Below are 26,451 nucleotides of genomic sequence, written 5' to 3' on the forward strand. Positions count from 1 at the left end.
AGAAACAGTGCGGTATTCGCCGCTACGCCGTCACCTTTGCCGGAACGGAAGGAAGCTGCGGCTGCAGCCGCTCCAGCTCACGCAGTGCTGGCTTGCTCAACGGACGCTCATGCAACAGCAACTCCGCCGCGCGCACCTTGGCGTTGGAATGGAACCACTGCTGGAAGACGTTGTCGCACAGCAGATTAGTGACCGCCAGCAGGCACATGCCCTGGTGGTGTGCCATCCAGCTGCGCACCAGCTCGGGCTCGCCTGCCTGGCGATAGTCCGCCGCCTCGTAGAAACCGTAGTCGCCGATCCATCCCATCTGTGCCATCAGGCGCAGGTTGGCGATGGCGTCCTGCCGGATGAAGGGCAGGGTGAGGAAGGTGGAGTAGGGTGAGATGACCGGGCCATCTTCCGCGCCATACTTCAGCGCCAGCGCCGGAATGCCCCATGCCTGGTACTGGTAGCGGCCATCCGGATCGCGCGTCGCCATGCCGCTCTCAGAGATACCCCACGGCATTCCCTTCACGTGCTGCTGCTGCACCGCGATGGCGGACTCCATGGAACGCGTGATCAACGTGTCCGGGTAGTGCCGCATCCACAGCGCGGGCATCAGGTACTCGAACATGGTGCCGGTCCACGATAGCAATGCGGCGCGGCCGTTCACAATGACATGCGTACGGCCAAGACGGAACCATGCCTGCTGCGGAATGTCTCCCTTGGCGATGGCCAGGAAGGTGGCGATACGCGCCTCGGAGGCGACCAGGTCATAGCAGGCCGGGAAGAGTTCCTTGCCCGCGCCATCGTAGCCGATGGAAAGCAACTGCCGCTGCGGCTCCAGCATGAAGTCAAACCGCATAGCGTTGGCGTGCCAACTGCTCAGGTTCGCGATGTGCTGCACCTCATGCACCAGGGCGCCAAGCGACTCCATGGTGCCCGGAAGAAGCACACGCAGCTCAATGGCCAGCTCACGCTCCGGACCGGTCGCGGCATTGGCCAGGTGCGCCAGCCGCTCATCGAGTGCATGCACATAGTCCACGGCGTTCTGCAGCGTGGGCACCACCTCATTCTCCGGGTCCGCAAAGACGGTCAGGTGAAAGAGAGAGCCAAAGCGCGGCAACAGCCACGGCAGATACCGTTCGACATAGGCAAGCAGATGCTGCCGGCGGCGTTCTGCTTCCTGCAGAACCCACTCGTTCTGCGCTTCAATCGGAGGCATATCCATCAGCCACTGGATGCTTTCGCGAAGCGCTGCGACAGAACGCGAGGCCGCAAAGCCCTCATGCCCCATCATCTTGCGAATGGCCGAAAATTTCGTCTGAGCGAGCAGAGGCTGCTTCAGCGTGTCCAGCGCGCCACCGTTCAGCGCATAGAAGCTTGCAGCCAGGTTGCCGCTGTCGACGGAAGAAATGGTGAACGGCGGGATAGGCCGCAGCGTGGGAATATCGATCCAGTTGTAGATGTGGCCATTGACTTTTTCGAGCTTGTCATAGGTGGCCAGGGTTCCCAGCGTGGCGCGGGTAAACTCCGGCAACGTGACAAAGCCGAGCTGCAGCGCGGCCTGCCGTGCGTTGAGCAGCATGCCCAGATTCGTGGGAGACAGCGTGAGCGTCTGATGCAGGTTCGCTTCGGTCACGTTATCCGGGATCAGCCACTGGTTGCGCTCGTCGCCAAACTCGGCGTAATACCGCCATGTGAGCAGCGCCTGCCGCTCCAGGAAGCTGCGCTCGTCGGTCGCCAGCGGAGCGTCCAGCTTGCGCGGTGGAGAGTTCAGCCAGCCTGTAATGGCCGAGGTCAGCGCCCATAGCAACAGGATGGGGCCAGCCGCAAACAGGTCAGGCCAATGATGCAGAACGATGATGATGCCGATGGCAATAGCCAGAATCGGAGAAGCCTGCAAATACTGGTCCAGCGAGCTTCGCGTGCGCGTGGCTTCAGCCTGCGCGGCCGTCTCCCACTCCAGTAGCTTGCGGCCAGTCATCAGGCTGCGTACCAACGAGCGCACAATGGCGTCAATCGACAGCAGCGCATGGTGCGGCAGGAAGGCAAGGTTCAGCAGGTGGAAGCCGAGCGACGACCAGAAGCCGCGAAAGCTTTCCAGCACAGCCTCGCCACTGCGGCGGGCAAGCGCACGGCCAAGATTGAAAGCAAGCTGCACGAAGACCGGGAAGAGCAGCAGGGTCAGCGTGACAAAGGTCCAGTACCGCGCCCCGCCGGGAAGGAAGAGCCAGCCGCATACCAGAAGGATGAAGGTGATGGGTTCCACCAGGCTGCGGCGCAGGTTATCGAAGATCTTCCACTGCGAGATCATGCTGATGGGGTTTTCAACCGTCTTGCCCGACTCATCCGGAACACGGCTGGAAAGCCAGCGCAGGATCTGCCAGTCGCCACGAACCCAGCGATGCTTGCGGCGGGTGTGCGCGGAATAGTGCGACGGGTAGTCGTCGATGACCTCGATGTCCGTCACCAGACCGGCGCGCACATACGCACCTTCAATCAGGTCGTGCGAGAGCAGCGTGTTGCGGGGGAAGCGGCGATCCAGCACCTGGTGCAGTACCGACACCTCATAAATCCCCTTGCCGGTGAAGATGCCTTCGCCGAAAAGATCCTGGTACACATCGCTGACCGCGCGCGTGTAGATGTCAAACCCTGTCTCACCCGAGTAGAGCGCCGCAAGGCGGGAGCGCGATGCGGAAGAAACGCTTACGCCGACACGCGGCTGAAGAATACCGTACCCCTTGGTAACAATGCGGCGGCGAGGATCGATGATGGCCTGGTTGAGCGGATGCGCCATGGTGCCGATCATGCGTGCCGCGGTGTTGCGCGGAAGCTGCGTGTCGGAGTCCAGCGTGATGATGTACCGCACCTGCTTCAGAACGTTGACCGGGCCGGCCTTGACGGGAAATCCGTCGAACTCTCCGCGCAGGTACTTGTTCAGGTCCAGCAGCTTGCCGCGCTTGCGCTCCCAACCCATCCATACACCCTGGCGAGCGTTGAAAACCCTATGACGATGCAGCAGGAGAAAGCTTCCGCCATTCTCCTTTCCATACCGCGCATTCAACTGGTCCGTCATACGTACGGCCAGGTCCACCAGCTCGTTGCGGTCTTCGGTGCGCGGGCGCGTATCGGAATCGGGAAGATCGGTCAGCAGGCCGAAATGCAGATTGGGATCGGTGTTGGAAAGGTAGCGCGCCTCCAGTTCATCGAACAGGTCAATCACCTGCTCTTCGCTCAGCAGCAGCGTGGGCACGCACACCAGCGTGGCAGCCTCCACAGGGATGCCCTTGGTGAAGTCAAGCTTGGGCAGGGCGCGCGGACGCAGAAAAGCCGTGACCGAGTTATTGACCAGGTCGCTGGCTCCCTGGGTTGCCGGCAGCAGCGCCAGCAGCAACGTACCCATCAGCGGCAGGAACGCATGATGTGGCACCAGGGGAATAATGAAGGCCGCAATCGAGACGACCGAGACGATAAAGATGCTGAGGATGTAGGCGTCTTCACGGTGCGCGGCAAGCACGCTGCGCGCGCGGTCACCGGCAGTCGGATGATAGCCGATGCGATGTTCAAGTTCCGGGAATCCCTCTTCAAACAGGTAATAGCCAACATGCGCAATGCGACGCGCAAGGCGCGGGTCCGCGGGCGGGTTGATCTCCGCCTGGCGTGCAAGATCGACAGCGATATGCGCCACCTGCACCTCGTTGCAGTCAGACCGCGCGGCAAGCGTGGCGACACGTTCCAGGTAGCCGGAGCGCGTCTCTTCGTCCATGGCCGGGAAGATACCGTTCGGGTCGCGCGCCAGCACGGGATAAAACGCAACCAGCTCCGGTGTCAGCTTCGACCACTCGTACTGCTGCAGACGTCGCAGCGAATGCAGGGCCGCGGAGAAGGGAGACTCTTCAATCGACGGCATCTCGCCGGCAAAAGCCTCTTCGGCGCGGTCCAGAATAAACTCCACCTCCGCCAGCCGCAGGAAGAAAGACAATGCGATGATTTCGCGCAGACGCATGGCTTCATCGGACTGAACAGCAGACACGAAGACGACCAGGGACTCCGGCGACCAGATGCCCCCAGCCGCGTCAAGATATGTCTCGGCCACGCGCATCACGCGGGGCAATGCAACATCTCCAGGGAGAGCGACACGCGGCAGCTCACGCGTATTCTTCTTGCCGCTTTCGGCTTCCATCAGGACGCCGCGCAGCATCCGCGAACTCTCCAGCAGCTCCAGCGGAGGCGTCAACTGGCGCAGGTCGACCACCGCTTCGCAGCGCCGCAATACCTCGCTCAAGCGCGCCGTGATCTTTTCAAGGCGTAATCCCAGCTCATCCGGCGCTTTTGCGTCGCGCCTCAACGGGCGCCATGTTGCAGTAAGCTCCTGCGCACGCTGGCGCAGCACATCCTCACTGACGGAAGGCTTCTCCGGCAGACCTTCTGTCTCAAAGACAGGAGCGGTCAGTGGCAAATGCTCGAGTTCCGTATGGCCCTGAACTTCAGTCATCATCCTTCTTTCAATCCCTAGCGGTAGCTTGCGGCCTGCATCTCAAACATCTCAGCGTAGAGACCTCCGGCCTCCATCAGTTTCTGGTGATTGCCCTCTTCGATCAGGCGGCCGCCGCTCAGCACCACAATGCGGTCGGCCATGCGGACGGTGGAGAAGCGGTGCGAGATCAGAAGCGCCATCTTGCCCTGTGTCAGTTCCGCGAAACGCTCAAAGACCTCAAGCTCGCTGCGTGCATCCAGCGCCGCCGTCGGCTCATCGAGGATCAGCAGCTGGGCATCGCGCAGATACGCACGCGCCAGTGCAATGCGCTGCCATTCGCCGCCGGAAAGCTCAACACCGCCCTCGAAGCGACGACCCAGAATCTGGTCATAGCCATGCTCCAGCTTGGCAACGACCGAGTCCGCAAGGCTCTTGTTCGCGGCGTACTCAATCTCACCCTGCTGCAGCTCACGGTCCACGCGGCCTACGCCGATGTTCTCACGCGCTGTCATCTCATAGCGCATGAAGTCCTGGAAGATGACACCAATCTCGTGGTGCAGCTCTTCCAGCTTGTACTCGCGCAGGTCGCGGCCATCCAGCAGAATCTGCCCTTCGGTCGGATCGTAGAGACGTGTGATCAGCTTGACGATGGTCGTCTTGCCCTGCCCGTTCTCGCCAATCAGCGCTACCCGTTCCCCAGGGCTCAGCGTGAAGGTAAAGTTCTTCAGCACCGTGCGATTGGTGCCCGGATAGGTGAACGAAACGTTGCGGAACTCGAAGCCGGTGCGGATAGGCCGCGGAGCCGGCAGGCCCTTGGGGTCGGAGCGAACCGTCGGCTCCATCTTGAAGAACTCGATCAGGTCCGTAAGGAACAGCGCCTGGTCCGCGATACCGGAGGCAGTGGAGAAGACCTGCTGCAGGTTTGAGTTTGCCTGCTGGATCGACGCCGTAAGGAAGGTGAAATAGCCGATCGAGTAATCACCGTGGATCGTCCGCCAGATAACGTAGACATACGCTCCGTAGTAACCCAGGGTGCTGACAATATTCAAAAGACCACCCACTACCAGCTTCTTCCGCGCAAAGGCCGTGTCTTCCACGTAGATGCCGCGTGCCAGCACATCAAACTTCTTCGTGAAGTACTGGCTCAGTCCAAAGAGCTTGATCTCTTTGGCGCCATCGCGGCTGCCTGCCACCTGCCGCAGATAATCCATCTGCCGCTTGGCGGGTGTCTGGCGGAAGTTCTTCGCGTAGCCCAGGAAGGCAAAGTGCGTTTCGCCTAGGAACGACGGCAAAACACCCACCAGCATCAGCAGAACCAGCCACGGCGAAGCCAGCACCAGTGCGGCGGAAAAGACAATGGTCGTGATGACCTGCTGCAACAGGCGGCCCATCTGCTGGATCATCACCAGCCGGTCGGTGGCCTGCACGCGGGCACGCTCCAGCCGGTCATAGAAGATGGGATTTTCATAGGTGGTCAGGTCAAGCCGCGCGGCCTGCTCCATCACCTTTACGGAAGCGTAATGGGTATAGCTGTTAGCCAGTAGCGCATCGCTGTAATCGATGGCACGCATCATCAGGCCGAGCAGCACATTGATGCCAATCTCAGCTGCAACCAGATGCCAGAAGCGGGCTTCCAGCGGCTTGCCGCGCAGCGAATCGGCAATGTCATTGATGATGTACTGCACCACCTTCGCGGCGGCAAACGGCAGAACAGCCACGATCAGGCGAAGGAACACGCCCCATAGGACAGCCGCACGGCTGGACTTCCACATGATGCCGAGCACCAGCGGAACATTGCGCAATGCCGTGACGCGTTCGCGCCAGGGATTCTGGTTGGTGGTCGTCTCGCTCATCCACACTCGATCCGGGGTTAAAACTGCAATCAAAACAATAGGCGGACGCGGAAGACCACACACGCCACACGGGGACCTTCTCTTTAGGATGCACAGACTTGCCAGAGAGGTTGTGCACCCCGGAGGTCTCTGAATTTGCAGGTGTCCGTAGTGCAGGATGCTCCAACAGGGCAACTGGTCGCACCGCAAAAATACGATCGGAACTCTTCCGCTGCTTTGTTTCTCGTTTCGCGCAGGCGCTATGAAGTCGTAGCCGGAAGGATCTGCCACGGGATGACAAACAAAGGAGGGAACGCTCCGGGCGTGGCGCAAAATCTAACTTATTTCACTTATTTTTACTTGCAATAAGAGTTAGACCTGTGGCATTCTCACTCAGTAGTTAGCCCAGAGGATGACTCCCATGTTGCACCTGATCCAACTCGACACGCAGAGCACGCCGTATCCACGGCTGGCGAATGTGTGCGTGCAGGCAGGCGACTGGTTTACGGGCCTCGACTTCTCTTTCGCCTAAGCACTCCGGCTCATCTGGGCGGCCGGATCACAGGCTAAGATCCTCAGCACACAATCGTTCTCACGCTCTTTCTGTATCGCTTCGGTGGCGCAGCCTCCGGATACTTCGACTGTCACTCGATCCTATGTGGCCGGAGCACCTCTTCCCCGAAGCAGTATAGAAAGCACCGCGCCAGTGGTGCAGTTCAGGGATACTTCATCGGTTGAATCTCCTTCAGGAGTAGCGGTTCGAATCCGCAAGCCCCTGAGCGATCTCTTCCCTGGCACGTGTGGGAATGGGAGTACGGCAGGCAGTAGCGCAGGTTCGGGTTCCTTCTTCCACCGCCAGGGCGGGGATAACCAGGAGGCCCGCCGCACGGATTCGTCCGTGTTAACAGATACCCGCGCCGTTTGTTCTCTGCCTGCCATGCTCCCGGCTTTACGGTGGCGATGAGATGGGTTCCTTCGGAACAGCGCGTCACAGGTTCGAATCCTGTCACGGCCCAAAAGCCGGTGTAGCTCAGATGGAAGAGCGGCTGTCATATATACCTGTCTCGAATTATTCCCCGTGGAGTTACCTCCCACTTACTCACCGCGGATAACTTCCGCTTTAGAAAGTGATGTCTATGAGCTCGACGATTACCATTCGCAACGCGACGCCCAAGGGCAACCAGTCGCTGTGCGATACCTGCTCCTCTGCGCACATCCAGACCGGATTTGCGGACAGCGAGCGTCTTGTGCGCTGCATGGAAAGCTGGAGTGCGCCCTTTGAGGTGCCATTCCCCGTGCGCGATTGCAGCAACTACAGCAACCGGACACTGCCTGACCTTACGAAGATGGAAAAAATCGCGTGGGAGCTGAACTTCCGCCGTTCCACCCACCCGCTTGGCTTCACCACGAAGGCAGTATTTTCGCCGCCCAAACCTGAGGAGGACGACGACTAAGTCGATCCCTTTGTGGGCGGCCAACGATAGCGCCGCCCTTGTTCCTCCGGGCTGGCAGCGCTTGCTCCCTGGCCCGGAGAAACAAGGAGGTGCCGTCATGGCACAACTGAACATCCTGAAATTGAGCGGATTCATCCGCCGCACGCTGCCGCTGAGCGCTCCGCGCACGTATGAGGGGGCGCCGGCCGCAACTCTTACTCCGGAGCAGGCTTTGCGCCGCTCAGTCATGGCCTGCATGCTGTGGGAGGAAACCTTCTACGAGCAGGGCGAGAGCGCAGCCGCACGCATCGCCGCGCTGGTTCCGCAGGTGAAGGCAAACACGGTCGCCGCGCTTGCCGTAGAGGCGCGCGAGCGTATGAAGCTGCGCCATGTTCCACTGCTGCTGGTGCGTGAGATGGCGCGTTATCCGTCACATCGCGCCCTGGTAGCCGAGACGCTGGAGCGCGTGATCCAGCGTGCGGACGAGTTGAGCGAGTTCGTCGCCATTTACTGGAAGGACGGGCGCCGTCCGCTGTCGGCACAGGTGAAGAAGGGGCTGGCTGCTGCGTTCGTGAAGTTCGACGGCTATGCGCTGGCCAAGTATGACCGCGCGAAGACGGTGCGTCTGCGTGACGTGCTCTTTCTATCGCATGCGAAGCCGCGTACGGCGGAACAGGCCGCGCTGTGGAAGCAGCTGATCGATGGTGAACTGCCGACGCCGGCGACGTGGGAGGTCCGTATCTCCGCAGCTGGAGCGGATGCGGAGAGCAAGCGTGAGGCGTGGTCTTCGCTTCTGCTGGAGAAGCGTCTGGGTGCGCTGGCACTGCTGCGCAACCTGCGGAACCTGGAGCAGGCAGGTGTGGAGCGTGGTCTGATTGCGGAGTCACTGGCTGCAATGAAGACCGAGCGTGTGCTTCCCTTCCGCTTCCTGGCTGCGGCGCGTCATGCTCCGCAGTGGGAGCCGGGGCTGGAGTCGGCCATGTTCCAGAGCATTGCCGGTGCTGAGCGGCTGAAGGGCCGGACCGTCATGCTGGTGGACGTCTCCGGTTCGATGGATGCCGCGATGAGCGTCCGTTCGCAGATGCTGCGGCTGGATGCAGCCTGCGGTCTGGCCGTGCTGCTGCGCGAGCTGGCGGATGAGGTAGTGGTGTACACCTTCTCCTCCGGCCTGGTGAAGGTACCGCCGCGCCGTGGCTTTGCTCTGCGCGATGCCATCGTTCACAGCCAGCCGCACCAGAGCACGATGCTGGGCTTCGCTCTGGAACGGCTGCGGGAGCGCTATGACCGGCTGATCGTGATCACCGACGAACAGTCGCACGACCATGTACCTGAACCCGCGGGCAAGGGGTACATGATCAATGTCGCCAGCTACCACAATGGCGTTGGCTATGGTGCATGGACGCACATCGACGGCTTCTCGGAGTCGATCGTCGAGTACATCCGCTCATCAGAGGCCGTGATGCCATAGAACACCGGGGAGTGCCGCCAAGCGGGGCACTCCCCGGTTTATCGCGCTACTCTTCGGGGCTGCGGCTTCACTTTCTTTTCATCCACAGGAACCGCACCGGCGGAGGTATCAAGAGCCGCTCCTGCGGGCAGCACATACATCTGCACCACGGGCCGGTCTCCAGGCTGCTGCATGACAAGAATGCGGGCGGAATCAATCCCCTTGTCTTCGACCAGATAGGCCTTCGCATTCACGGCACGCTGCGATGCCAACTGGCTTCCCTTGATGCCGGGCAGGTTGACGACCCCGGTTATGACGAGCCGGAAGCTGGCCTCGCGTGCGAGGCTGAGCGCGGCCTCGTCGAGGCAGGCCAGCGCCTCATTGCCCACCCGGACCGGGCGCTTCTTGTCCCGGTCAAACGGAAGGGTGCATAAGGGCCGCGACGCAGGAGGAGGAGACGGCGGAGCGCTGACCGCGAGATACACCTTCTCCGGAACGGATTTTCCGGCGCAGAATGCCTGCACAAGAATCTGTCCTGGCGGGCTGCCTGCGCTGTCGAGCACAGCCTGAGCTCCGGAAGAGCTAATATTTCCGGAAGTTGTAGTCCATGCCTGAACTGGGTTACAAGTACATACAATCTGCACACGATCCCCCGGAAACAGCGTTGTTTGCGTCGCAAAACACGCACTATTCCCCTGCATAGGAGCTGCCGTCATGAGCATTAACAAGGCTGCTAACACTCCGCCTCCGTCTCGCCGTCTCCGGTCGTCATCTCTGGCTGTATTGTTGCTGCTGCTTTATCTCCTGCCCGCAGCGGTATGTCAAGCGGTTACGCCTGAGGCGAAAACAAAGCCTGATGAGTGCAGGCTCGTCCTGGCGCATCCAGGAACGACTGTTTTCGGGCAGCCCGCGCTGGAGAAGCTGCTGACCGACGATCATGCCGACGGATTCTTTCGCGATGCAATCTTCTATCGCTGCACCCTTACATCCAGCCCCGCACTAAATCTGGAGCATGCCAGCTTCGTCAATGTACAGGCTCCGTCGATTCTTTTTGCGCCAGATACCAACCTGAAGAATGCGGTTTTCACGGACTCCAACCTCCGGGGTGCGACGTTCAACTTTGTGACGCTGAAAGGCGCCCGGTTTACCGGAAGCAGAATGGACCTGGAAGGTGCATCCTTTGAGGCCGCAGACCTCACTGAGGCGATCATCGATGGAGCCGACCTGAAAGATGCCGACTTTATCGCCGCCCGTATGATACGCGTGGAATTTCACCCATCCAAGCTGCCGGATATCCAGAACATGGCAGGTGCGATTAATCTTCAAACGCTGGGTGGCCACCGCGGCTTTGACGCGTTGCAGAACCTGAAGGAAGCCTTCCGGTCACAGCATTTTGACAGCAAAATGCGCGACGTCGGGTTTGCGCTGCAACGAGCCTATCAGCGTTACTACAGCTACCAGTGCCGCACCGGCTTGCAGATTGAGCAACAGAAATTTACGGACTATCCGCTTCCCCGGCGGGTCAACGCCTGCTTCCTGTTCGGCGTGCGTGCGATTGCCCTGGATGCGACATCGCAGTTCGGCAGACGCCCGTGGCGCCCTATCGGCCTTGTCTTTCTGTTGGGAACTGTCTGGTGGGTCGTGCTGTGCGGATGGCTTCCATCGGCACAAAAGGGCGTCATGTTCAGTTTCAAAACGCTGGCCGGCGCAACACGCACGGTTCCTTTGCGGCTCATCATCCGGCGCAGCTATGCGTCAGGCCGACGTCTGCCCGGCAACATGAAATACGCCATGGCACTGGTGGTTGCAGCCATCTTCAATATGCCATTTCAGCAGATTGAGGTCAGCAAGTGGCTTCGCATGGTCAGCCGTCGCGAGTATGAGTTCCAGACGCGCGGCAGCATACGCACATTTTTAGGAATCCTCACACTCCTGTCGTTCTACCTGTTTACGCTATGGGCACTCAACTTCCTGACCGGAGCTTTAACCGGCTGAGCCCCACGGCGGCAGGGGTATCGTGAAGGGAGAGTCTTCAACCCCACAGGAGGCCCCTACTTGTGAAGACGATCGGCGTTCTCTTCGGCATGGAAAACACCTTCCCCGGCGCGCTGGTGGAAAACATCAACGCGCGCGGCCTGGACGGCATCCGGGCGGAGTTTGTACAGACCGGCGGTGTGGAGATGGCCTCTCCTTCTGGCTACGACGTGATCGTCGACCGCATCTCGCACGATGTGCCGTTTTATCGCAGCTACCTGAAGAACGCCGCGCTCAACGGAACGGTGGTCATCAACAATCCCTTCTGGTGGTCGGCCGACGATAAGTTCTTCAACTATGCTTTGGCCGCCAAACTGGGTGTCGCCGTCCCACGCACGGTGTTGCTGCCCAGCAAGGAGCTGCCGCCCAATACGACGGAACGATCCATGCGCAACCTGGAGTATCCGCTCGACTGGGACGCGGTCTTCAGCTACGTCGGTTTCCCGGCCTTCTTTAAACCGCATGACGGCGGCGGATGGCGGGATGTGCATCACGTTCACAACGCGGAAGAGTTTTTCCACGCCTACGATCAGACACGGGACCTGTGCATGGTGCTGCAGGAAGCGGTGCACTTCAAGGAGTACTTTCGCTGCTATGTTGTCGGCCAGCAGAAGGTCCACATCATGCCCTATGACCCTCGGCGGCCGCACCACGAGCGCTATATGCAGGACGGGCCGCCGGTTTCGAAAGCATTGCTCAAACGCGTGGAGAAAGATGCCATCACGTTATGCAAAGCGCTTGGCTATGACCTGAACACGGTGGAGTTCGCCTGCGAGAACGGCGTACCGTATGCCATCGATTTCATGAACCCTGCGCCGGACGCTGACCTGCACTCGGTGGGCAAAGCAAACTTCGACTGGATTGTGAACGCCGTTGCTGACCTGGCCATTGCAAAATGCAAGACGGGCAAAAAGCCGTCAGAATGGAAGTGGGACGCAATGCTGGGAGCACTTCCCGCGGCCAGGCCGGCGACGAAGGCTCCGGCGAAGAAGGCAGTGAAGAAAGCTGCGGTCCCAAAGAAAGGTTGAAGCATGGCAGTCGATGAACCCAACAAGGTAGATCAGGTCTCCGTTACCGAGGACGGCGCTTACGTCCTCACCATCAAGGACCACTGGGACTGGGTGGTGGACTTTGACCATGTACAGGTACTGGAAGACAAGCTGAACGCGTACCTGGGCTTTATTGAAAGCGGCGAGATGGCCGAGCACTATCCTGCCTCGCAGCAGCTGCCGACGGAGATCGACATCCATTTTGAGTTTGCCCCCAGCGAGCTCGGCCTGCAGTTTCTTGAAGCCGCAAAGCAGACGATTGAAAGCGGCGGCTACAAGCTCACCTGGAACATCGCCACGCAGGCCAACGCTTAACGCGATTTACTGACAACTATTTTGCGGGCTGCTACCTTCAAACTCATACATGCGTCCATCGTTCACGCTTGGCATTGAAGAGGAGTACCAGACCGTCGATCCCGAGACACGGGACCTGCGATCGCATATCGCCACCGAGATGCTGGCAAAGGGCCGCATGCGCCTGGAAGAGCGTGTGAAGGCCGAGATGCACCAGTCGGTCGTCGAGGTGGGAACACGCGTCTGCCGCAATATCGAAGACGCCCGCGAAGACCTGTACGACCTGCGCCGCAACATGATCCGCCTGGCCGAGGAGCACGGCCTGCTGCTGGTGGCCGGCGCAACCCATCCCTTCGCCGACTGGCGCACGCAGGAGATCTATCCGGACGACCGCTACCATCGCGTGGTCGCTGACCTGCAGCTGGTGGCACGCGCCAACCTGATCTTCGGCCTGCACGTTCACATCGGCATTGAGGATCGCGAGGCGGCCATCCGCATCATGAACTCGATGCGGTACTTTCTGCCGCACATCCTGGCGCTGAGCACCAACTCGCCCTTCTGGCTTGGCATGGAGACCGGCTACAAGAGCTATCGCGCCAAGGTCTTTGAGAACTTTCCGCGGACAAACCTGCCGGACAGCTTCGCCAGTTATTCGGAGTTTGAAAACTACGTCAACCTGCTGATCAAGACCAACACCATCGACAATGCGAAGAAAATCTGGTGGGACATCCGTCCGCACCCGTTCTTCAACACGGTAGAGGTTCGCATCTGCGATATTCCCCTGAGAGCAGAGGAATCAATCGCTATCGCAGCTCTGATCCAGGCCACGGCGGCAAAACTCTACAAACTGCACGAGGCCAACGTGGATTTTCGCCAGTACAGTCGCGCCCTGCTGATGGAAAACAAGTTCCGCGCCGTGCGGTATGGCCTGGATGGCAAGCTGATCGACTTCGGCAAGGAGACGGAAGTCGACGAGCGTGACCTGATCCGCGAGTACCTTTCTTTTGTTGAGGATGTGCTGGACGAACTGGGTTCGCGGCAAGCGATACAGACCCTGAATTGCATTCTGGAAGGCGGCTCCGGAGCGGACCGGCAACTTGCCGTGTACCGGCAGACCGGCGATCTGCGCGCTGTGGTGGATTACATGGCCGCCGAGACCAGGGCCGGTCTGTAACGCCGCTGACCAATCAAATTTTCTGTTCACTCCTCTTTCCAGAAATTTTAATCCGGCGTACATTTGTCTTCAGAAGAGCTGTTCCTGTAATCTGCTGCTCAACAAGTTCCGATTTAAATTTTCTTTCCCTTTTCGGGTTGTAACAAGTTTTTGCAGTCTCCGGCGAAGCTGTCGCCGATGTGTATTCGCAATCATCCTTGTAGTCGCCGTAGTGTCGCTGTACCCAACCTGCAGTCATTTTTTGTGTGAGGGAAACACCCATGAGCTCGATCTTCGACGTCAATTCCGCAGTCTCCCGCCGTAACTTCGTGCGCCTGTTTGGCGCGGGAGCAGCGGCCGCAGCCACGCTTCCTAACTTCTCGCAGTCTGCCTTCGCGCAGGCGGCTGGCCAGGCTGCCGGTCGTCGCGGACCTGGCATGGCCATGGGCGAGCGCCCGACGATGGATCCGAGCGTCATTGTCATCTCTTCGAACGAGAACCCGCTTGGACCGGCTCCTTCGGCTCTGGAAGCCGTTGCCAAGGCTGGCCCGACCGGCGGACGTTATGACAAGTACGGCGTTGGCCCTGGCGTTGTGAAGACGCTCTCCGAGCAGTTTGGCCTGAAGCCTGGCTACGTGCAGCTCTATCCCGGTTCCGGCGGCCCGCTGGACATGGCTCTGATGTCGAACATCAGCACGGAGAAGGGTCTGGTTACGGCTGATCCTTCCTATGAGCAGGGCTCGCGCGCTGCCATGAAGATGAAGGCTCCGCTGAAGCAGGTTGCGCTGAACGCGAAGTACGAGCACGACGTAAAGGCCATGCTGGCTGCGGATCCGAACGCCGGCGCCTACTACATCGTGAACCCGAACAACCCGACCGGCACCATGACGCCAAAGGAAGACATCATCTGGCTGATCGACCACAAGCCCAAGGGCTCGGTTGTGATCGTCGATGAGGCCTACCACCACTTCTCGACGCACGAGTCGATCATTGACCAGGTTGCCGCCGACAAGGACGTCATTGTTCTGCGCACCTTCTCGAAGATCTACGGCATGGCCGGTGTTCGCGCTGGCTTCGCCATCGCCCGTCCGGACCTGCTGGCCAAGTTCGACACCCTGTCGCCTTCGGTCAGCCTGCGTCAGGCCGCTTCGGTTTCGCTGCTTGCCGCCGCCGCTGCCGGCGCCAGCCTGCGCGACCCCGAACTGGTTCCGCTGCGCCGCAAGATCAACACCGACATCCGTGAGTCCACGCTGGAGTTCCTGGACAAGAAGGGCTACAAGATTGTGCCCGGCTCCCAGGCCAACATGTTCATGGTCGACGTCAAGCGTCCGGGCCGCGAATTCTCCCAGCTCATGATGAAGGAGAAGATCGCCATCGGCCGTAGCTGGTCCGCGATGCCGAACTACGTTCGCGTCACCGTCGGTACCAAGGAAGAGATGGACAAGTTCCAGGTTGCCTTCGTCAAGTGCATGGACATCGCTCCTGGCGCCACCAGCGCATCGCTGCACTCGGAGATCTACATCCCGAGCGAGCTGCACCGCGCATAACCCTTTCCGCGTAATACCTGCAAGGGCCCCGGCTTCGGCTGGGGCCCTTCTTTTTTCTCCGGGGACGCAGCGCCGTTCACAATGGCTTAAACTTGAAAGCAGAAGTCATGAATCAAACGGCCAACCAGCCCCTCCTCCTCGCCACAGCCTTTCCTGCCGGCTTCACTCCCGGCGCGCGCTCGGCGGTGCATACCTGCCTGCGCATTCAGCCCACGGAGAAGGTCACTCTTATTACCGATCAGAAGTGCCTGCCTATTGCTGCCTCCATTGCGGCGGAGCTGGAATCCCTTGGATGCTCGTGGACCGGTTTTGTGCTGGAACAGCTTGCGCCGCGCCCCCTGCAGAACATGCCGCAGGCCGTGCTGGAGGATATGGAGAGTTCGCAGGTCTCCATTTTTGCGGTGGAGGTGCAGCCGAACGAGCTGCGCAGCCGCATGCAGATGACCGACGTGGTGAACCGCCGCCGTATGCGCCACGCGCACATGGTCAACATCACCCCCCAGATCATGATGCAGGGCATGCAGGCCGACTATCTGGCCGTCGACGCCCTTTCGCAGAAGGTGCTTACCCTGGCGCAGCAGGCCACCTACGTGCGAGCCACTACACCGGCCGGCACGGACCTGCATGTGAAGCTGACGCCCGACTACAAGTGGTTCAAGACCTCCGGCATCATCTCACCGGAAAAATGGGGCAACCTGCCTGGAGGCGAGTGTTTCACCGCACCGGAAGAGGTCAACGGGGTCTTCGTGGTCGACGGCGTGGTCGGCGATTACCTCTGCGCCCGCTACGGCATCCTGGAACACACGCCGCTCACCCTCTGGATTGAGAACAACCGAATCCGCCGCATCGCCTGCGATAACAAGCTGCTGGAAGAAGATTTCTGGAACTACACGCACACGGACGCAAACTCTGACCGCGTGGGTGAGTTCGCCATCGGCACTAATATCGGCGTAAAGAACGTGATCGGCAACATACTGCAGGACGAGAAGTTCCCCGGCATCCATATTGCTTTCGGCGACCCCTACGGGGCGCATACCGGCGCGCCGTGGAAGTCATCCACACATATCGACGTGGTTGGCCTGCACTTCAATATCTGGCTGGGCAACGCCGACGGCAAAACCCAGATCATGCGGGACGGCGTCTTCCTCATCGAACCATAACGCTACTGGCGCATCCTATACCCGAGGAGCAATTCATGAACTTCAAGACACTCGGCAACTCTGACATGCAGCTTTCCCCCATCGGATTCGGCGCCTGGGCCATCGGAGGGGGCGGTTGGGCTTTCGGCTGGGGAGCGCAGGACGATCAGGATTCGGTCGACGCCATCGTACGCGCCCTTGACCTGGGCGTGAACTGGATCGACACGGCCGCTGTCTACGGCCTTGGCCACTCGGAAGAGGTTGTCCATAAAGCTCTGAAGGCAAGCACCCATAAGCCGTGGGTCTTCACCAAGTCCACCATGGTGTGGGACGACCAGGGCAACATCACCAACACCATGAAGCAGATCAAGCGGGAGTGCGAGGATTCGCTGCGCCGTCTGAAGCTGGATGTCATCGACCTCTACCAGATCCACTGGCCTAAGCCGGACGAAGAGCTGGAAGAAGGATGGGAGGCGATGGCCCAGTTGCAGCGTGAGGGCAAGGTGCGCTGGATCGGCGTCAGCAATTTCTCCGTGGACCAGTTGAAGCGCGCCCAGAAGATTGCTCCCGTCACCAGCAACCAGCCGCCCTACTCCATGCTGCGCCGCGACGTCGAGAAGGAGATTCTTCCCTTCTGCCTTGAGAACAACATCGGCGTCATCAACTACGCCCCCATGCTGAGCGGCATGCTGACCGGCAAGATGAGCAAGGAGCGCGTCGCGCAGATGCCGGAGGATGATTTCCGCAAGCGCGCCGTCGCCTACCAGGAGCCGCAGCTCTCAAAGAACCTGGCCGTTGCAGACAAGCTGAAGGAGATTGGCGCAAAATATGGCGTCACTGCCGGCGTTGTTGCCATTGCCTGGACGCTGAAGAACCCGGCCATCACCGCGGCCATTGTCGGCGGACGCAACCCGCAGCAGACGGAAGAGACCTCCGCCGCTCTGGACTTTGTGCTCTCGGACGATGACTTCCAGCAGATCAACGACTTCCTGGCAAAGCAGGCGTAGTTCACCAACCCGGGTGCCCCACCCTCGCAGCGCCAGGGTGGGTGGGGACCGCGAGCACGCATGAAAATTCTGACCGCACAACAGATGGGCGAAACCGACCGGCATACCGCCACGGAGTTCGGCGTTTCTATGCAACAACTGATGGACAACGCCGGAACCGCGGTCGCGCGTTTTGTGCTGCGCCGCTATCCCGAGGCAAAACGCATCGTCGTCTTCTGCGGCAAGGGCAACAATGGCGGGGACGGCTTTGTGGCGGCGCGCCGCCTTCGTTCCGCCGGCAAAAATGTTCAGGTCATCGTTCTCGCGGAAGGCAAAGAGGCCCTGCGCGGCGATGCCGCCAATGCCTTCGCCGCGCTCGATGCGCCGGTCACCTTTGCCACGGAAAGCATCGCCCTGCCCGAGACTGATCTCTACCTCGATGCCGTTCTCGGCACCGGCTTCAAGCCGCCGCTACGCGGTTTGGCTCTCAGCCTGCGCGAGCAGTTGCTTGCTGTCACGCAACCAGTCGTGGCTGTCGATGTGCCCTCGGGCTGGGATGCGGACTCCGAGAAGCCTTTCGCCGACAGCGCGTTTCCCGCGGACGCGGTCGTGACCTTCACCTCGCCCAAGCTGGCGCATGTCTTTGGCCAACTGAATCGCGATGCCGCCTTTGGCGCGGTCGCCGTGGCCGATATCGGATCGCCCGCGGAGGCGCTGCCCGCCACAAATCTCACCTGGACCGGATCGTCCAAAGCCATCACCGAAACGCCGCGTCCGCTGAACAGCAACAAGGGCCGCTTCGGCCACGTCATGGTGCTGGCCGGTTCTCGCGGCAAATCGGGAGCAGCCGCCATGGCCTCGCTGGCCGCGCTGCGATCCGGTGCTGGGCTGGTCACGGCTGCCGTGCCGGATTCCGTGCTGGAAGCCGTAGCCCGCATCGCGCCGGAGTTGATGACGCTCTCGCTCAAGGAGAACGCCGGCCACGTCGCGCTCAGCAATCTCGACACGCGTTCGGAATGGCTCGATAAGATCAGCGTTCTGGCCATCGGACCCGGCCTTGGCACCGAACCCGAAACCACCGGGTTTGTCCGCAGACTGGTGCTGGAAACGACCCTTCCCGCCGTCATCGACGCTGACGCGCTGAATGCTTTTTCCGAGAAGCCTGAACTGCTCCGCGCTGCTCCCGGACGTACGCTGGTGCTGACACCACATCCCGGTGAGATGGCTCGCCTTCTGGGCATGACCGTCAAGGATGTGGAAGCCGACCGCATTCCCCTTGCCCGGCGCTACGCCACGGAACGCAACGTCACCCTTGTACTGAAGGGCTGGCGGACGCTGGTCGCGCATCCGGACGGAGAGATCTCTGTGAACACCACGGGCCATCCGGCCATGTCCAAGGGCGGCAGCGGCGATATCCTGACCGGCATCGTCGCGGCGCTCCTCGGGCAACATCCCAGCCGCGTGAAAGACGCGGTCAACACCGCGGTGTACCTGCACGGCCTGGCCGGCATGATGGCCGCACGTGACCAGGACGAGCATACCGTTCTGGCCACCGACACACTGGCCCACCTCTCCGCCGCCTTCCGCTACCGCACAGCGGACGAAGACGGCCTGACGTGGGTAGGAGGACTTCGTTAGACCATGCTCGTGAAGCGCTTCAAAACCCGTTCCGTCGAAGGCACCCTGAACCTTGGCCCCAACATGGTCGAAAAGCTGATGCCGACGCCGAAGCTTATTCTTCTGCGCGGGGAACTCGGCGCGGGCAAGACCACGCTGGTCAAAGGCATTGCCAACGCGCTGACCGGCGTGGACCCGGAAGAGGTTACCAGCCCCACCTTCACGCTGGTGCACGAGTACCAGGGGACGAAGGCCCACCTGTATCACCTTGACCTTTACCGCCTGGAGAAAGAAGAAGAACTCGCCGCACTGGGCATTGAAGAGATGGTCTCGCAACCAGACGCTCTGGTGCTGGTGGAATGGGGCGACAAGTTCCAGAGCGTGATCAACATGGCCAGCGGACAGATCATGATGCGTGCCAACGAACTGGACGAGCGCGAGATCTTTCTGGAAGTGCTGTAAAAGCGGCTGGCTGGTTGGCTAGATCACTGGATGGCTCGTTAAAGAACTCTCTACAAGAGCACGAACCAGCCATCCAGTCATCCACCCAACTAGTCCGCTTCCAGCGTGATGCATTCCCATCCGCATCCGCCGGGATTGCGGCGGCGGTCGAAGTGAAAGTGCAGCTCCTGCTCGCTGCTCACCGGCCTGCCGTTCTTCACCGCCGGATGAAAGACCCACTGCTCCACCGTGGCCACTACCATCTGGTCCACCTGGCGGCCAATGCCGCGGCGGGCGTGCACGCGAATGATGTGGCCGGTGTCGTCAATCTGCAGATCGACGTAGATATCGGCAGTAGCCCCCGCATCGGACAGGTCAGGCCGCTCGGCCGGAAACGCCTGCACGTAGGCAAGGCTGACATTGCCCTCTCCCAGGGCCTCGTTCCCACGCTCTCCCGGCGGATCGACCCGAGCCTCGATGGTCTTTGGCGCCTCCACAACCTTCCTGGGCGGCAGCCGATGCCTCAGCGGACGCTTCATCTCGTGTGTCTGCGAAAGCTTACCGGGGTTGTAGGTCATCAGGGGACGAACGCCCTGCCTGGTTCCCGCGGGGCGCAGACGATGCGCACCAATCCACCACGCATTCGTCACCAGGAAGAGCGCCAGCAGATGCACCGCGGTCGACACGGCGACCCTGCCCTGCTGCGTCTGCAGCCACAGCCGGAACGGACGTACGCGGATGCGAAACTGCTCTCCCATGCGGCCCATCGTACCGCAGCTCCTCCTGCACACGCGATGCTTTCCTGCGGTGCAATGCGCACGGTAGACTGCTGCGGTGAAAATCCTCACTCTTTCCGCCGCATTTGTGGTCACGCTTGCCTGCCCTGTTTTGGTCGCACAACCCCAGAAGGCGACCAGTAAAACCACCGTGACAAAGGCGCTTCCGCCTTTCTCCGGAACATGGATGCTGAACCCGAAGCGCAGCAAGCTGGCCAGGCCGATTGAAGGCGAGAGCAAGGCCGTCATCCAGTACGACGGCAAGAGCTGGCACTACATCCACTCGCACCAGGAGAACATCAACGCCGAGCCCGAGGCATGGCAGGTCACCATGCCGGTCAATTCCCCCAAACTGCATGTTGAACCGGGCGAGGAGATCACCTTCCGCTCGCGCATCCGCCAGCAGGGCAATGCCATGTTGCTGGAGGAGTGGGGCACCACCGGCCACGGGCAGAAGATCCACAACACCGTCCGCTACACGCTGGAAGACAACAACAATACGCTGGTGCAGACAGAGGTTTCCGTCGGCCCGCTGGGACCGGTGCGGAATGTCTATGTTCTGGAACGCGTGGACGAAACCGGAGCCCGGGTGAAGTAACGGCTTACTGGGCCGCTCCCGTTGCGCCGCCGGCAACCTGCTTGGGTCCATCCCCTGCTACCTGTTTCGGCTCGTCAGCGGCAACCGGAGTTGTCGCCGGCGCCGTCTTCTGCAGGAAGTAGCTCTTGTCGGCCATCGCACGATAGAACAGTCCGGTCAGCTCGGCGGCCTTCGGCCCGAAGGTTGGGCGACCGCCTTCCAGGAAGAAAACCGTGACCATGCGTCCGCTGGGCGTATCCGCATAGCTGGCGAACCAGCCAAAGCGTGTCCCGTTGTTGGAACAGGTTCCTGTCTTGCCCAGCACCGGGAACTCGGTGAAGTTCGCACGCAGCGAGCGGGCCGTGCCATAGCGGGCATTCACCGCGCCGGCCATGCCCGGCAGCATCTCCGGAATCAGCGGACCGATGTCAAGAGTGCGCTTCACCTTCGGCTGAAAATTGGCGACGCCATCCGCCGTGGTGGGATGCTGCAGGTAGTAAAGCGTGCCACCGTTGGCAATGGAGGAGACCAGAGCGCCAAGCTGCAGCGGGGTCATCGAGATGCTCTCACCAAACGAGCACATGCGGCCCACGCCACCCAGCTTCTCCGGCAGTTCCTCGTCGGGATAGATGCCAAGCTGTTCGCCTTCAATCTGATAGCCGGCAAGCTCGCCCAGGCCAAACTGGTTGGCGTAGTGCTTCACCCGCTCAAAGCCCATGCGGCGGCCCAGCACTTCAAAGTATGGGTTCACGGACTTCGCCAGCGCATAGTCCAGGTCCACGTTGTAATGGCCGCCCAGGTTCACCGGCGTATCGTGCTTGATCAGCCCCTCGGACAGCGCCGCCAGGGCCACGCTCAGCTTGATGGTCGAGCAGGGCTCGGCTCCGCGTGAGAGCGCCAGCTTCTGGTTCACCATGGCAAGGATGCGGCCATTGGCGGGGTCAATCGCCAGCGCCGTACCGTTCATGCTGCCCAGCGCCTGGATCAGCGACTCGCGAACGACCGGATCTTCCCCGGTGGTCACGTCACCCAGCGTCAGGTTATCGGCAAAGGAACTCGCGGTAAACCGTTCAGAGTAGCGGCTGCGCGTGCGCTTGACGGCGAGCTTGGGAGCAGCTCCGCGCTTGCCTTTGACGGCAACCGCCCTGGATCTGGAAGATTTAGCAGGCGCTTCTTTGGCTACAGCGGACTTCGTCGCGCGGCGGCTATGTTGCAAACCGGACAGATGTGCCTTACCGCGCGGGCTCTCCTGCACCTTGCTGCTGTGGGAGCGCTTTGCACTCGCAGGCGTGGGATCTGCCGCGACCGCGGCAAAGGTGGAAACGGCCAGCAGGCTGCCTGCAACCAGCCCTGGCAAATACTTCTTGAAGCCCTGAATCATGCGTCGCACATCCCTGCGCCAAATGCGTGCTAAGCGCCGATCTTGAATAGGTCTATCCTACCCCGCCTGGCCGGAATTATCGGCCCGGCCAGGTACAACTTTAGACGTGTACCGGACCGGTAAAGATCCATTTCCTGGCTACATGCCACCGCGACGCAGAAACGCCGGAATATCCAGCTCGTCCTGCTCCTGGCGGGGCGCTGCCGTCTGCTGTGCGGAAGCGAACAGATTCACCGGCTCCTGCGCGACAGGCTCGGCCATCGCCGGTTCCGCGCTGGGCTGCGATACGGCAATCTCTTCCACCGCCTCACCGGCCGGTTCCTCCGGCTGCTGCGGCATGGCGCCAGCGTCACGGCGCTCCCGTCCGGTACGGAAAAAGTCGTCGTCGAACACAGAAGACGAGGGCTCCGGCCGCTGCGCGATGGGAATCTCCATCTTGGGCGCTGCGGGAGTTTCGCTTGCGAAACGCGGCATTGCCGGCGGACGTGCGTCGTAACGCGTGGAAGGCTCCAGGGCCTCATTCAGCATGCGCTCGCGCCGCTGTGGCATCTCCTGCTTGAAGCCGGTGGCGATAACGGTGATCTTCAGATCCTCGCCCATTGTTTCGTCCAGCACAGCACCGAAGATGATATTTGCGTCCTCGTGCGCCGCGTTCTGGATGATCGTCGAAGCCTCGTTGACCTCGCTCAGCTTGATGGAGCTGGAACCCGTGATGTTGATCAGGATGCCGCGCGCTCCGTCGATGGCGCCGGCCTCCAGCAGAGGCGACGCCATGGCCGCCATGGCCGCATCCACGGCACGGCTCTGGCCGCTGCGGACCGCCGTTCCCATCACGGCATAGCCCATGCCCGCCATCGTCGTCTTCACGTCGGCAAAGTCGCGGTTGATGATGCCGGGGATGGTAATGATGTCCGAGATGCCCTGGACACCCTGGCGCAGAACATCATCGGCAATCCGGAAGCTCTCAAAGAAGCCCGCATCCTTGGCCACGGCCAGCAGCTTTTCATTCGGAATCACGATGACCGTGTCGACAGCATCCAGCAGCTCCTGCAGGCCACGCTCGGCCTGCGTCATGCGACGCTTGCCTTCAAAGCCGAAAGGCCGCGTGACCACGGCAACCGTCAGGGCGCCCATCTCGCTGGCCAGCGAGGCGATCACCGGGGCAGCTCCGGTTCCTGTTCCACCGCCAAGACCAGCAGTGACAAACACCATGTCCGCGCCTTCCAGCGCCTCAATAATCTTGTCGGAGTCTTCCAGGGCCGCGCGGCGACCCACATCAGGATTCGCACCCGCACCCAGCCCGGCCGTCAGCTTCACACCCAGTTGCAGCTTCACCGGTGCCAGCGAGCCTTCCAGGGCCTGCGCATCCGTGTTCGCGGCGATAAACTCAACACCCTCTACCCGGGCGGCAATCATGCGGTTCACCGCATTGTTGCCGCCTCCGCCTACACCAATCACCTTGATCTTGGCGCCCGTGCGGGTCTCGTCGTTGTAGTGGATGCGGATTGGGTCTTCAGGCATATAAGACATGGGGGTGTGTTGACTCCTGCGTTAATGGTCATTCTGTCACCCCCGATTGTGCAAGGAAATGCGGAAGTTCAAATGACGGTTATCAAGTTCGATTCCTGGAACCAGAAAGCTCTCAGCTTTTAGCCTCTACATGGTGCCCGCAAAGATGGCCTTCAGCTTGGCGCGCAGGCCCATCTCTTCACTGGCACGGCGCACCTGTGTGCGATGCGTATAGAGCAGCATCCCGATCGCCGCGGCAAACTCCGGCTGCGCCAGCTCCTCCGGCATCCGTGACAAAGGTACCGGGTACCCGACACGCGCCGGCACACGCAGCATGGACTCCGCCACATCCAGCAGGCCAGTCAGCTTGGCCGATCCGCCAGTGAAGACTAATCCTGCTCCCAGTGCCTCCAGAACGCCGCCCTGCCGCAGATTATCCCGCAGCATCTGCATCAGCTCCCGCGCGCGTGGCTCCAGAATCTCCGCCAGATAACGGTGACGCACAATGCGTGCGGGCTGTCCGCCGCTTAGCGCCAGGTTGCCGCCAATCTCAATCTCGTTCAACTGCGGAACACTGGTCACCACACAGTTGCCCCACAGCTGCTTCAACTGCTCAGCCTCTTCCACCGGCACATGCAGACCCACGGCAAGATCATTGCTGAAGTGGTCGCCACCGATGGGCAGTACCGCCGTGTGCGCCACGGCGCCCTCGAAGTAGACCACCATCTCCGTCGTACTGGCGCCGATGTCCGCAATGCAGACACCCAGCTCGCGCTCGTCCGCGCTCAGCACAGCCTCGGCGGCCGCAATGCCCTCGTAGACCGTGTCCAGAACTTCCAGGCCCGCCCTGTTCGCGCAGGTAACCACCGACTGCGCCACACCGCCGGAGCAGGTGGACAGATGCAGGTTGACCTCAAGCTTGGTGCCCACCATGCCCACCGGATCGTGAATGCCCGGCTGGTCGTCCAGGATGAACTCCTGCGGCAACAGGTGCAGAATCTCGCGATCGGCAGGCAGTGCGACGGAGCGCGCCCGATCCACGGCCGCCTTCACCTCTTCGCGCGTAATCTCGCGCATGCGGCTGCCCATGCTGATGCCGCCACGGCTGTTGACGCCACGAACATGCATCCCGCCCACACCGACAACCGCCGTCTCAATGCCGGCCTTGGCCGTACGTTCTGCCGCCAGCGCGGCCTTGTTGATGGCGTCCGCCGCCGGCCCAAGGTCGGCAATCAACCCCTTGCGCATGCCCTTTGAGATTTCAATGCCATGGCCGCGATAGCGCAGCACGCCGTCCAGCACCTCACCCACCAGGACGCAACTCTTTGAGTTGCCGGCATCGAGCACTGTAATCAGGTTTTCCTGGGGCTGCTTCATGGTTGCACCCCCGCTGCCGCAGGCTTCTCAAGCAGAGCCTTTGGAGGACGCGCCACCTGCCCCGGCTTCGCAATCGGCATCTTCCACTTCGCCGCAGGCTTTGCAGCCGGCTTCACCGCAGCCGGTCTAGGTGCCGCAGCAGGCCCGGCCAGGCGGCTGGCAACATCCTCCGGGATACCGGAGCTCGTGTCCTTGACCGGAGCCGCGGTCGCCACCGTCGGCTTTGGCCTGGCAACCGTTTTCGGAACCACCGCAGCCTTCACCACCGGCTTTACAGCAGGCTCCGGCTTTGGCGCAGCTACCGCCGCTGCAGGGGCAACCGGCGCAGCAGGTGCAGGAGCGGGCGCATTGCCCGCGGTGCTGACAGCCGTCGACGCAGGCGCGGCCGCTCCGCCATCCTTGGCCATCTCCAGCACCACCTGTGTCTCATACCGCATATCCGCGGAGGCCAGCTTCGGATACTGTTGCTTCCACTCCGGCAGATGCTGCTGGAACTTCTGGTAGCGGTCCAGGAACTTGTCGTCACCGAAGTGCACCAAAACCTCAGTGCTGTGATCCGGAATCAGCGCCTTCACATCCTCGGGGTTGTGGACATCCACCTCGCTGAGCTGGTCACTGATCTTCGTTCCGCCCCCATCAATCTCTGCGATAAAGCGCTGGTAAAGCTTCATCCGCGCCGCACGAGTACCCGCCGGGTCGTTGGCGGCAATGCCGGTCACTACCGGGAAGGAATAACGAGGATCGCCCGCGGCATCGGCAGGCAGATCAAGAATGACGCCATCGGCATCCACCAGGCGAATGCCGTCATTCTGGCGCAGGTAGGCCACCGGTGTACGCTCCACCACCGCGACGCGCAGCTTGTTTGGCAGCAGGCGCATGACCGTGGCATGTTCCACCCAGGGCAGGCTCTCCAGCTCCTGGCGACGGTCGGCCAGCGGCACGTGGAAGATGTTCCGCTCCACGTCCTCGCCAAAAATGCTGAGCATCTGCGGCCGCGTTACGTGCGTATTGCCTGCAATCTCAATGGAGGCCGAACTCGCGATGCGGAAACGCTCATCCTTCATCAGGTAGTTGCGGGCAAGCAGGAACCCACCCGTCAGCCCGGCCAGCCCAAGCACCAGTCCGGACGCAGCGGCGATGCGACCCCACCGGGTCTGCGGCAGCAGTCCCTTGCGCACGCGCACACGCTGGCTGGAACGGAAGAACTCAGCCTCGTCCTCGGCGTACTCATCCTCGGCACGACGACGTCGCCGGCTGCGGTCGACCTCCTGGTTGGGGTACGAATCCGGTACGGGATCAGCGTGTTCCAGAGCGCGTTTTGAAAGAAATTCTGGCATCGGGCAAAGCGAAATGCAGGAGGGAATACCGCAAACGTGCTCGCGAATCCGCTTCGACTATAA

At 61.1% G+C, this 26,451-nt stretch carries 21 protein-coding genes; 12 read left to right on the top strand and 9 right to left on the bottom strand.

Annotated features, from left to right (window positions below; all coding sequences use genetic code 11):
* Positions 1-22: 22 nt before the first annotated feature.
* Complete coding sequence (locus OHL13_RS10540; protein ID WP_263410085.1) at positions 23-4,480, bottom strand: glucoamylase family protein; 4,458 nt, start codon at positions 4,478-4,480, stop codon at positions 23-25.
* 14 nt (positions 4,481-4,494) lie between these two features.
* Positions 4,495-6,312, bottom strand: coding sequence for an ABC transporter ATP-binding protein (locus tag OHL13_RS10545; RefSeq protein WP_263410086.1), 1,818 nt, complete (start codon positions 6,310-6,312; stop codon positions 4,495-4,497).
* Between the two features lie 1,115 nt (positions 6,313-7,427).
* Here OHL13_RS10545 and OHL13_RS10550 point away from each other — a divergent pair.
* Together OHL13_RS10550 and OHL13_RS10555 are read left to right on the top strand one after the other, a co-directional pair.
* Entirely contained in the window at positions 7,428-7,745 is a 318-nt protein-coding gene (locus OHL13_RS10550) for a hypothetical protein (protein WP_263410087.1), read from the top strand.
* 97 nt (positions 7,746-7,842) lie between these two features.
* Entirely contained in the window at positions 7,843-9,192 is a 1,350-nt protein-coding gene (locus OHL13_RS10555) for a vWA domain-containing protein (RefSeq protein WP_263410088.1), read from the top strand.
* A 38-nt stretch (positions 9,193-9,230) separates the two neighbouring features.
* Here OHL13_RS10555 and OHL13_RS10560 read toward each other — a convergent pair whose 3' ends face one another.
* Positions 9,231-9,734 carry an OmpA family protein gene (locus tag OHL13_RS10560; RefSeq protein ID WP_263410089.1) on the bottom strand — a complete coding sequence of 168 codons (504 nt, stop codon included), beginning with the start codon at positions 9,732-9,734 and terminating at the stop codon, positions 9,231-9,233.
* 151 nt (positions 9,735-9,885) lie between these two features.
* Here OHL13_RS10560 and OHL13_RS10565 point away from each other — a divergent pair, with 151 nt between their 5' ends.
* The 4 genes from OHL13_RS10565 to OHL13_RS10580 all read left to right on the top strand — a co-directional run bounded on the left by OHL13_RS10565 (position 9,886) and on the right by OHL13_RS10580 (position 13,722).
* Positions 9,886-11,166: a pentapeptide repeat-containing protein gene (locus tag OHL13_RS10565; RefSeq protein ID WP_263410090.1), complete on the top strand. Its 1,281-nt coding sequence runs from the start codon at positions 9,886-9,888 to the stop codon at positions 11,164-11,166.
* Between the two features lie 62 nt (positions 11,167-11,228).
* Positions 11,229-12,233, top strand: coding sequence for an ATP-grasp domain-containing protein (locus tag OHL13_RS10570; protein WP_263410091.1), 1,005 nt, complete (start codon positions 11,229-11,231; stop codon positions 12,231-12,233).
* 3 nt (positions 12,234-12,236) lie between these two features.
* On the top strand, positions 12,237-12,569 hold the full coding sequence (locus OHL13_RS10575) for a DUF6572 domain-containing protein (RefSeq protein WP_263410092.1): 333 nt from the start codon (positions 12,237-12,239) through the stop codon (positions 12,567-12,569).
* A 49-nt stretch (positions 12,570-12,618) separates the two neighbouring features.
* Positions 12,619-13,722 carry a carboxylate-amine ligase gene (locus OHL13_RS10580; RefSeq protein ID WP_263410093.1) on the top strand — a complete coding sequence of 368 codons (1,104 nt, stop codon included), beginning with the start codon at positions 12,619-12,621 and terminating at the stop codon, positions 13,720-13,722.
* A 13-nt stretch (positions 13,723-13,735) separates the two neighbouring features.
* Here the strand turns inward: OHL13_RS10580 and OHL13_RS10585 are convergent, their stop codons facing one another.
* Positions 13,736-13,984, bottom strand: a complete 249-nt coding sequence (locus OHL13_RS10585) for a hypothetical protein (RefSeq protein WP_263410094.1) — start codon at positions 13,982-13,984, stop codon at positions 13,736-13,738.
* Here OHL13_RS10585 and OHL13_RS10590 point away from each other — a divergent pair.
* The 5 genes from OHL13_RS10590 (at position 13,983) to tsaE (ending at position 19,452) form a co-directional block, all read left to right on the top strand.
* Positions 13,983-15,248 (top strand): pyridoxal phosphate-dependent aminotransferase, encoded by a 1,266-nt coding sequence (locus OHL13_RS10590; protein WP_263410095.1) that lies wholly within the window; start codon positions 13,983-13,985, stop codon positions 15,246-15,248. The genes OHL13_RS10585 and OHL13_RS10590 overlap by 2 nt on opposite strands.
* Positions 15,249-15,355: 107 nt before the next feature.
* Positions 15,356-16,408, top strand: coding sequence for an aminopeptidase (locus tag OHL13_RS10595; RefSeq protein ID WP_263410096.1), 1,053 nt, complete (start codon positions 15,356-15,358; stop codon positions 16,406-16,408).
* 35 nt (positions 16,409-16,443) lie between these two features.
* On the top strand, positions 16,444-17,394 hold the full coding sequence (locus OHL13_RS10600; RefSeq protein WP_263410097.1) for an aldo/keto reductase: 951 nt from the start codon (positions 16,444-16,446) through the stop codon (positions 17,392-17,394).
* A 60-nt stretch (positions 17,395-17,454) separates the two neighbouring features.
* A complete protein-coding gene (locus OHL13_RS10605; protein ID WP_263410098.1) occupies positions 17,455-19,011 on the top strand; it encodes an NAD(P)H-hydrate dehydratase in 1,557 nt (518 codons plus the stop codon).
* A gap of 3 nt (positions 19,012-19,014) precedes the next feature.
* Positions 19,015-19,452: a tRNA (adenosine(37)-N6)-threonylcarbamoyltransferase complex ATPase subunit type 1 TsaE gene (gene tsaE / locus OHL13_RS10610; RefSeq protein ID WP_263410099.1), complete on the top strand. Its 438-nt coding sequence runs from the start codon at positions 19,015-19,017 to the stop codon at positions 19,450-19,452.
* 89 nt (positions 19,453-19,541) lie between these two features.
* Here tsaE and OHL13_RS10615 read toward each other — a convergent pair whose 3' ends face one another.
* Positions 19,542-20,198, bottom strand: a complete 657-nt coding sequence (locus tag OHL13_RS10615; protein ID WP_263410100.1) for an energy transducer TonB — start codon at positions 20,196-20,198, stop codon at positions 19,542-19,544.
* Positions 20,199-20,265: 67 nt separating this feature from the next.
* On the opposite strand from OHL13_RS10615, the gene OHL13_RS10620 reads away from it, so the two are divergent.
* On the top strand, positions 20,266-20,805 hold the full coding sequence (locus OHL13_RS10620; protein WP_263410101.1) for a hypothetical protein: 540 nt from the start codon (positions 20,266-20,268) through the stop codon (positions 20,803-20,805).
* Positions 20,806-20,809: 4 nt separating this feature from the next.
* Here the strand turns inward: OHL13_RS10620 and OHL13_RS10625 are convergent, their stop codons facing one another.
* The 4 genes from OHL13_RS10625 to OHL13_RS10640 form a co-directional block, all read right to left on the bottom strand.
* Positions 20,810-22,165: a penicillin-binding transpeptidase domain-containing protein gene (locus OHL13_RS10625; protein ID WP_263411645.1), complete on the bottom strand. Its 1,356-nt coding sequence runs from the start codon at positions 22,163-22,165 to the stop codon at positions 20,810-20,812.
* A 138-nt stretch (positions 22,166-22,303) separates the two neighbouring features.
* On the bottom strand, positions 22,304-23,695 hold the full coding sequence (gene ftsZ / locus OHL13_RS10630) for a cell division protein FtsZ (RefSeq protein ID WP_263410102.1): 1,392 nt from the start codon (positions 23,693-23,695) through the stop codon (positions 22,304-22,306).
* A 126-nt stretch (positions 23,696-23,821) separates the two neighbouring features.
* Complete coding sequence (gene ftsA, locus OHL13_RS10635) at positions 23,822-25,051, bottom strand: cell division protein FtsA (RefSeq protein ID WP_263410103.1); 1,230 nt, start codon at positions 25,049-25,051, stop codon at positions 23,822-23,824.
* Entirely contained in the window at positions 25,048-26,388 is a 1,341-nt protein-coding gene (locus tag OHL13_RS10640) for a cell division protein FtsQ/DivIB (RefSeq protein WP_263410104.1), read from the bottom strand. The genes ftsA and OHL13_RS10640 overlap by 4 nt, the downstream gene beginning before the upstream one ends.
* Positions 26,389-26,451: the final 63 nt, after the last annotated feature.

It is taken from the genome of Terriglobus tenax, from assembly GCF_025685395.1.
In the GTDB taxonomy this organism is placed as follows: domain Bacteria; phylum Acidobacteriota; class Terriglobia; order Terriglobales; family Acidobacteriaceae; genus Terriglobus; species Terriglobus tenax.

Bases quoted from the DNA above. Each gene is read 5' to 3' on its own strand.
- OHL13_RS10590 (WP_263410095.1), top strand. From the start codon at position 13,983: ATGAGCTCGATCTTCGACGTCAATTCCGCAGTCTCCCGCCGTAACTTC.
- OHL13_RS10585 (WP_263410094.1), bottom strand. From the start codon at position 13,984: ATGGGTGTTTCCCTCACACAAAAAATGACTGCAGGTTGGGTACAGCGA.
- tsaE (WP_263410099.1), top strand. From the start codon at position 19,015: ATGCTCGTGAAGCGCTTCAAAACCCGTTCCGTCGAAGGCACCCTGAAC.
- OHL13_RS10580 (WP_263410093.1), top strand. From the start codon at position 12,619: ATGCGTCCATCGTTCACGCTTGGCATTGAAGAGGAGTACCAGACCGTC.
- OHL13_RS10550 (WP_263410087.1), top strand. From the start codon at position 7,428: ATGAGCTCGACGATTACCATTCGCAACGCGACGCCCAAGGGCAACCAG.
- OHL13_RS10540 (WP_263410085.1), bottom strand. From the start codon at position 4,480: ATGATGACTGAAGTTCAGGGCCATACGGAACTCGAGCATTTGCCACTG.
- OHL13_RS10575 (WP_263410092.1), top strand. From the start codon at position 12,237: ATGGCAGTCGATGAACCCAACAAGGTAGATCAGGTCTCCGTTACCGAG.
- ftsA (WP_263410103.1), bottom strand. From the start codon at position 25,051: ATGAAGCAGCCCCAGGAAAACCTGATTACAGTGCTCGATGCCGGCAAC.
- OHL13_RS10545 (WP_263410086.1), bottom strand. From the start codon at position 6,312: ATGAGCGAGACGACCACCAACCAGAATCCCTGGCGCGAACGCGTCACG.
- OHL13_RS10605 (WP_263410098.1), top strand. From the start codon at position 17,455: ATGAAAATTCTGACCGCACAACAGATGGGCGAAACCGACCGGCATACC.
- OHL13_RS10625 (WP_263411645.1), bottom strand. From the start codon at position 22,165: ATGATTCAGGGCTTCAAGAAGTATTTGCCAGGGCTGGTTGCAGGCAGC.
- OHL13_RS10615 (WP_263410100.1), bottom strand. From the start codon at position 20,198: ATGGGCCGCATGGGAGAGCAGTTTCGCATCCGCGTACGTCCGTTCCGG.
- ftsZ (WP_263410102.1), bottom strand. From the start codon at position 23,695: ATGTCTTATATGCCTGAAGACCCAATCCGCATCCACTACAACGACGAG.
- OHL13_RS10600 (WP_263410097.1), top strand. From the start codon at position 16,444: ATGAACTTCAAGACACTCGGCAACTCTGACATGCAGCTTTCCCCCATC.
- OHL13_RS10565 (WP_263410090.1), top strand. From the start codon at position 9,886: ATGAGCATTAACAAGGCTGCTAACACTCCGCCTCCGTCTCGCCGTCTC.
- OHL13_RS10640 (WP_263410104.1), bottom strand. From the start codon at position 26,388: ATGCCAGAATTTCTTTCAAAACGCGCTCTGGAACACGCTGATCCCGTA.
- OHL13_RS10555 (WP_263410088.1), top strand. From the start codon at position 7,843: ATGGCACAACTGAACATCCTGAAATTGAGCGGATTCATCCGCCGCACG.
- OHL13_RS10595 (WP_263410096.1), top strand. From the start codon at position 15,356: ATGAATCAAACGGCCAACCAGCCCCTCCTCCTCGCCACAGCCTTTCCT.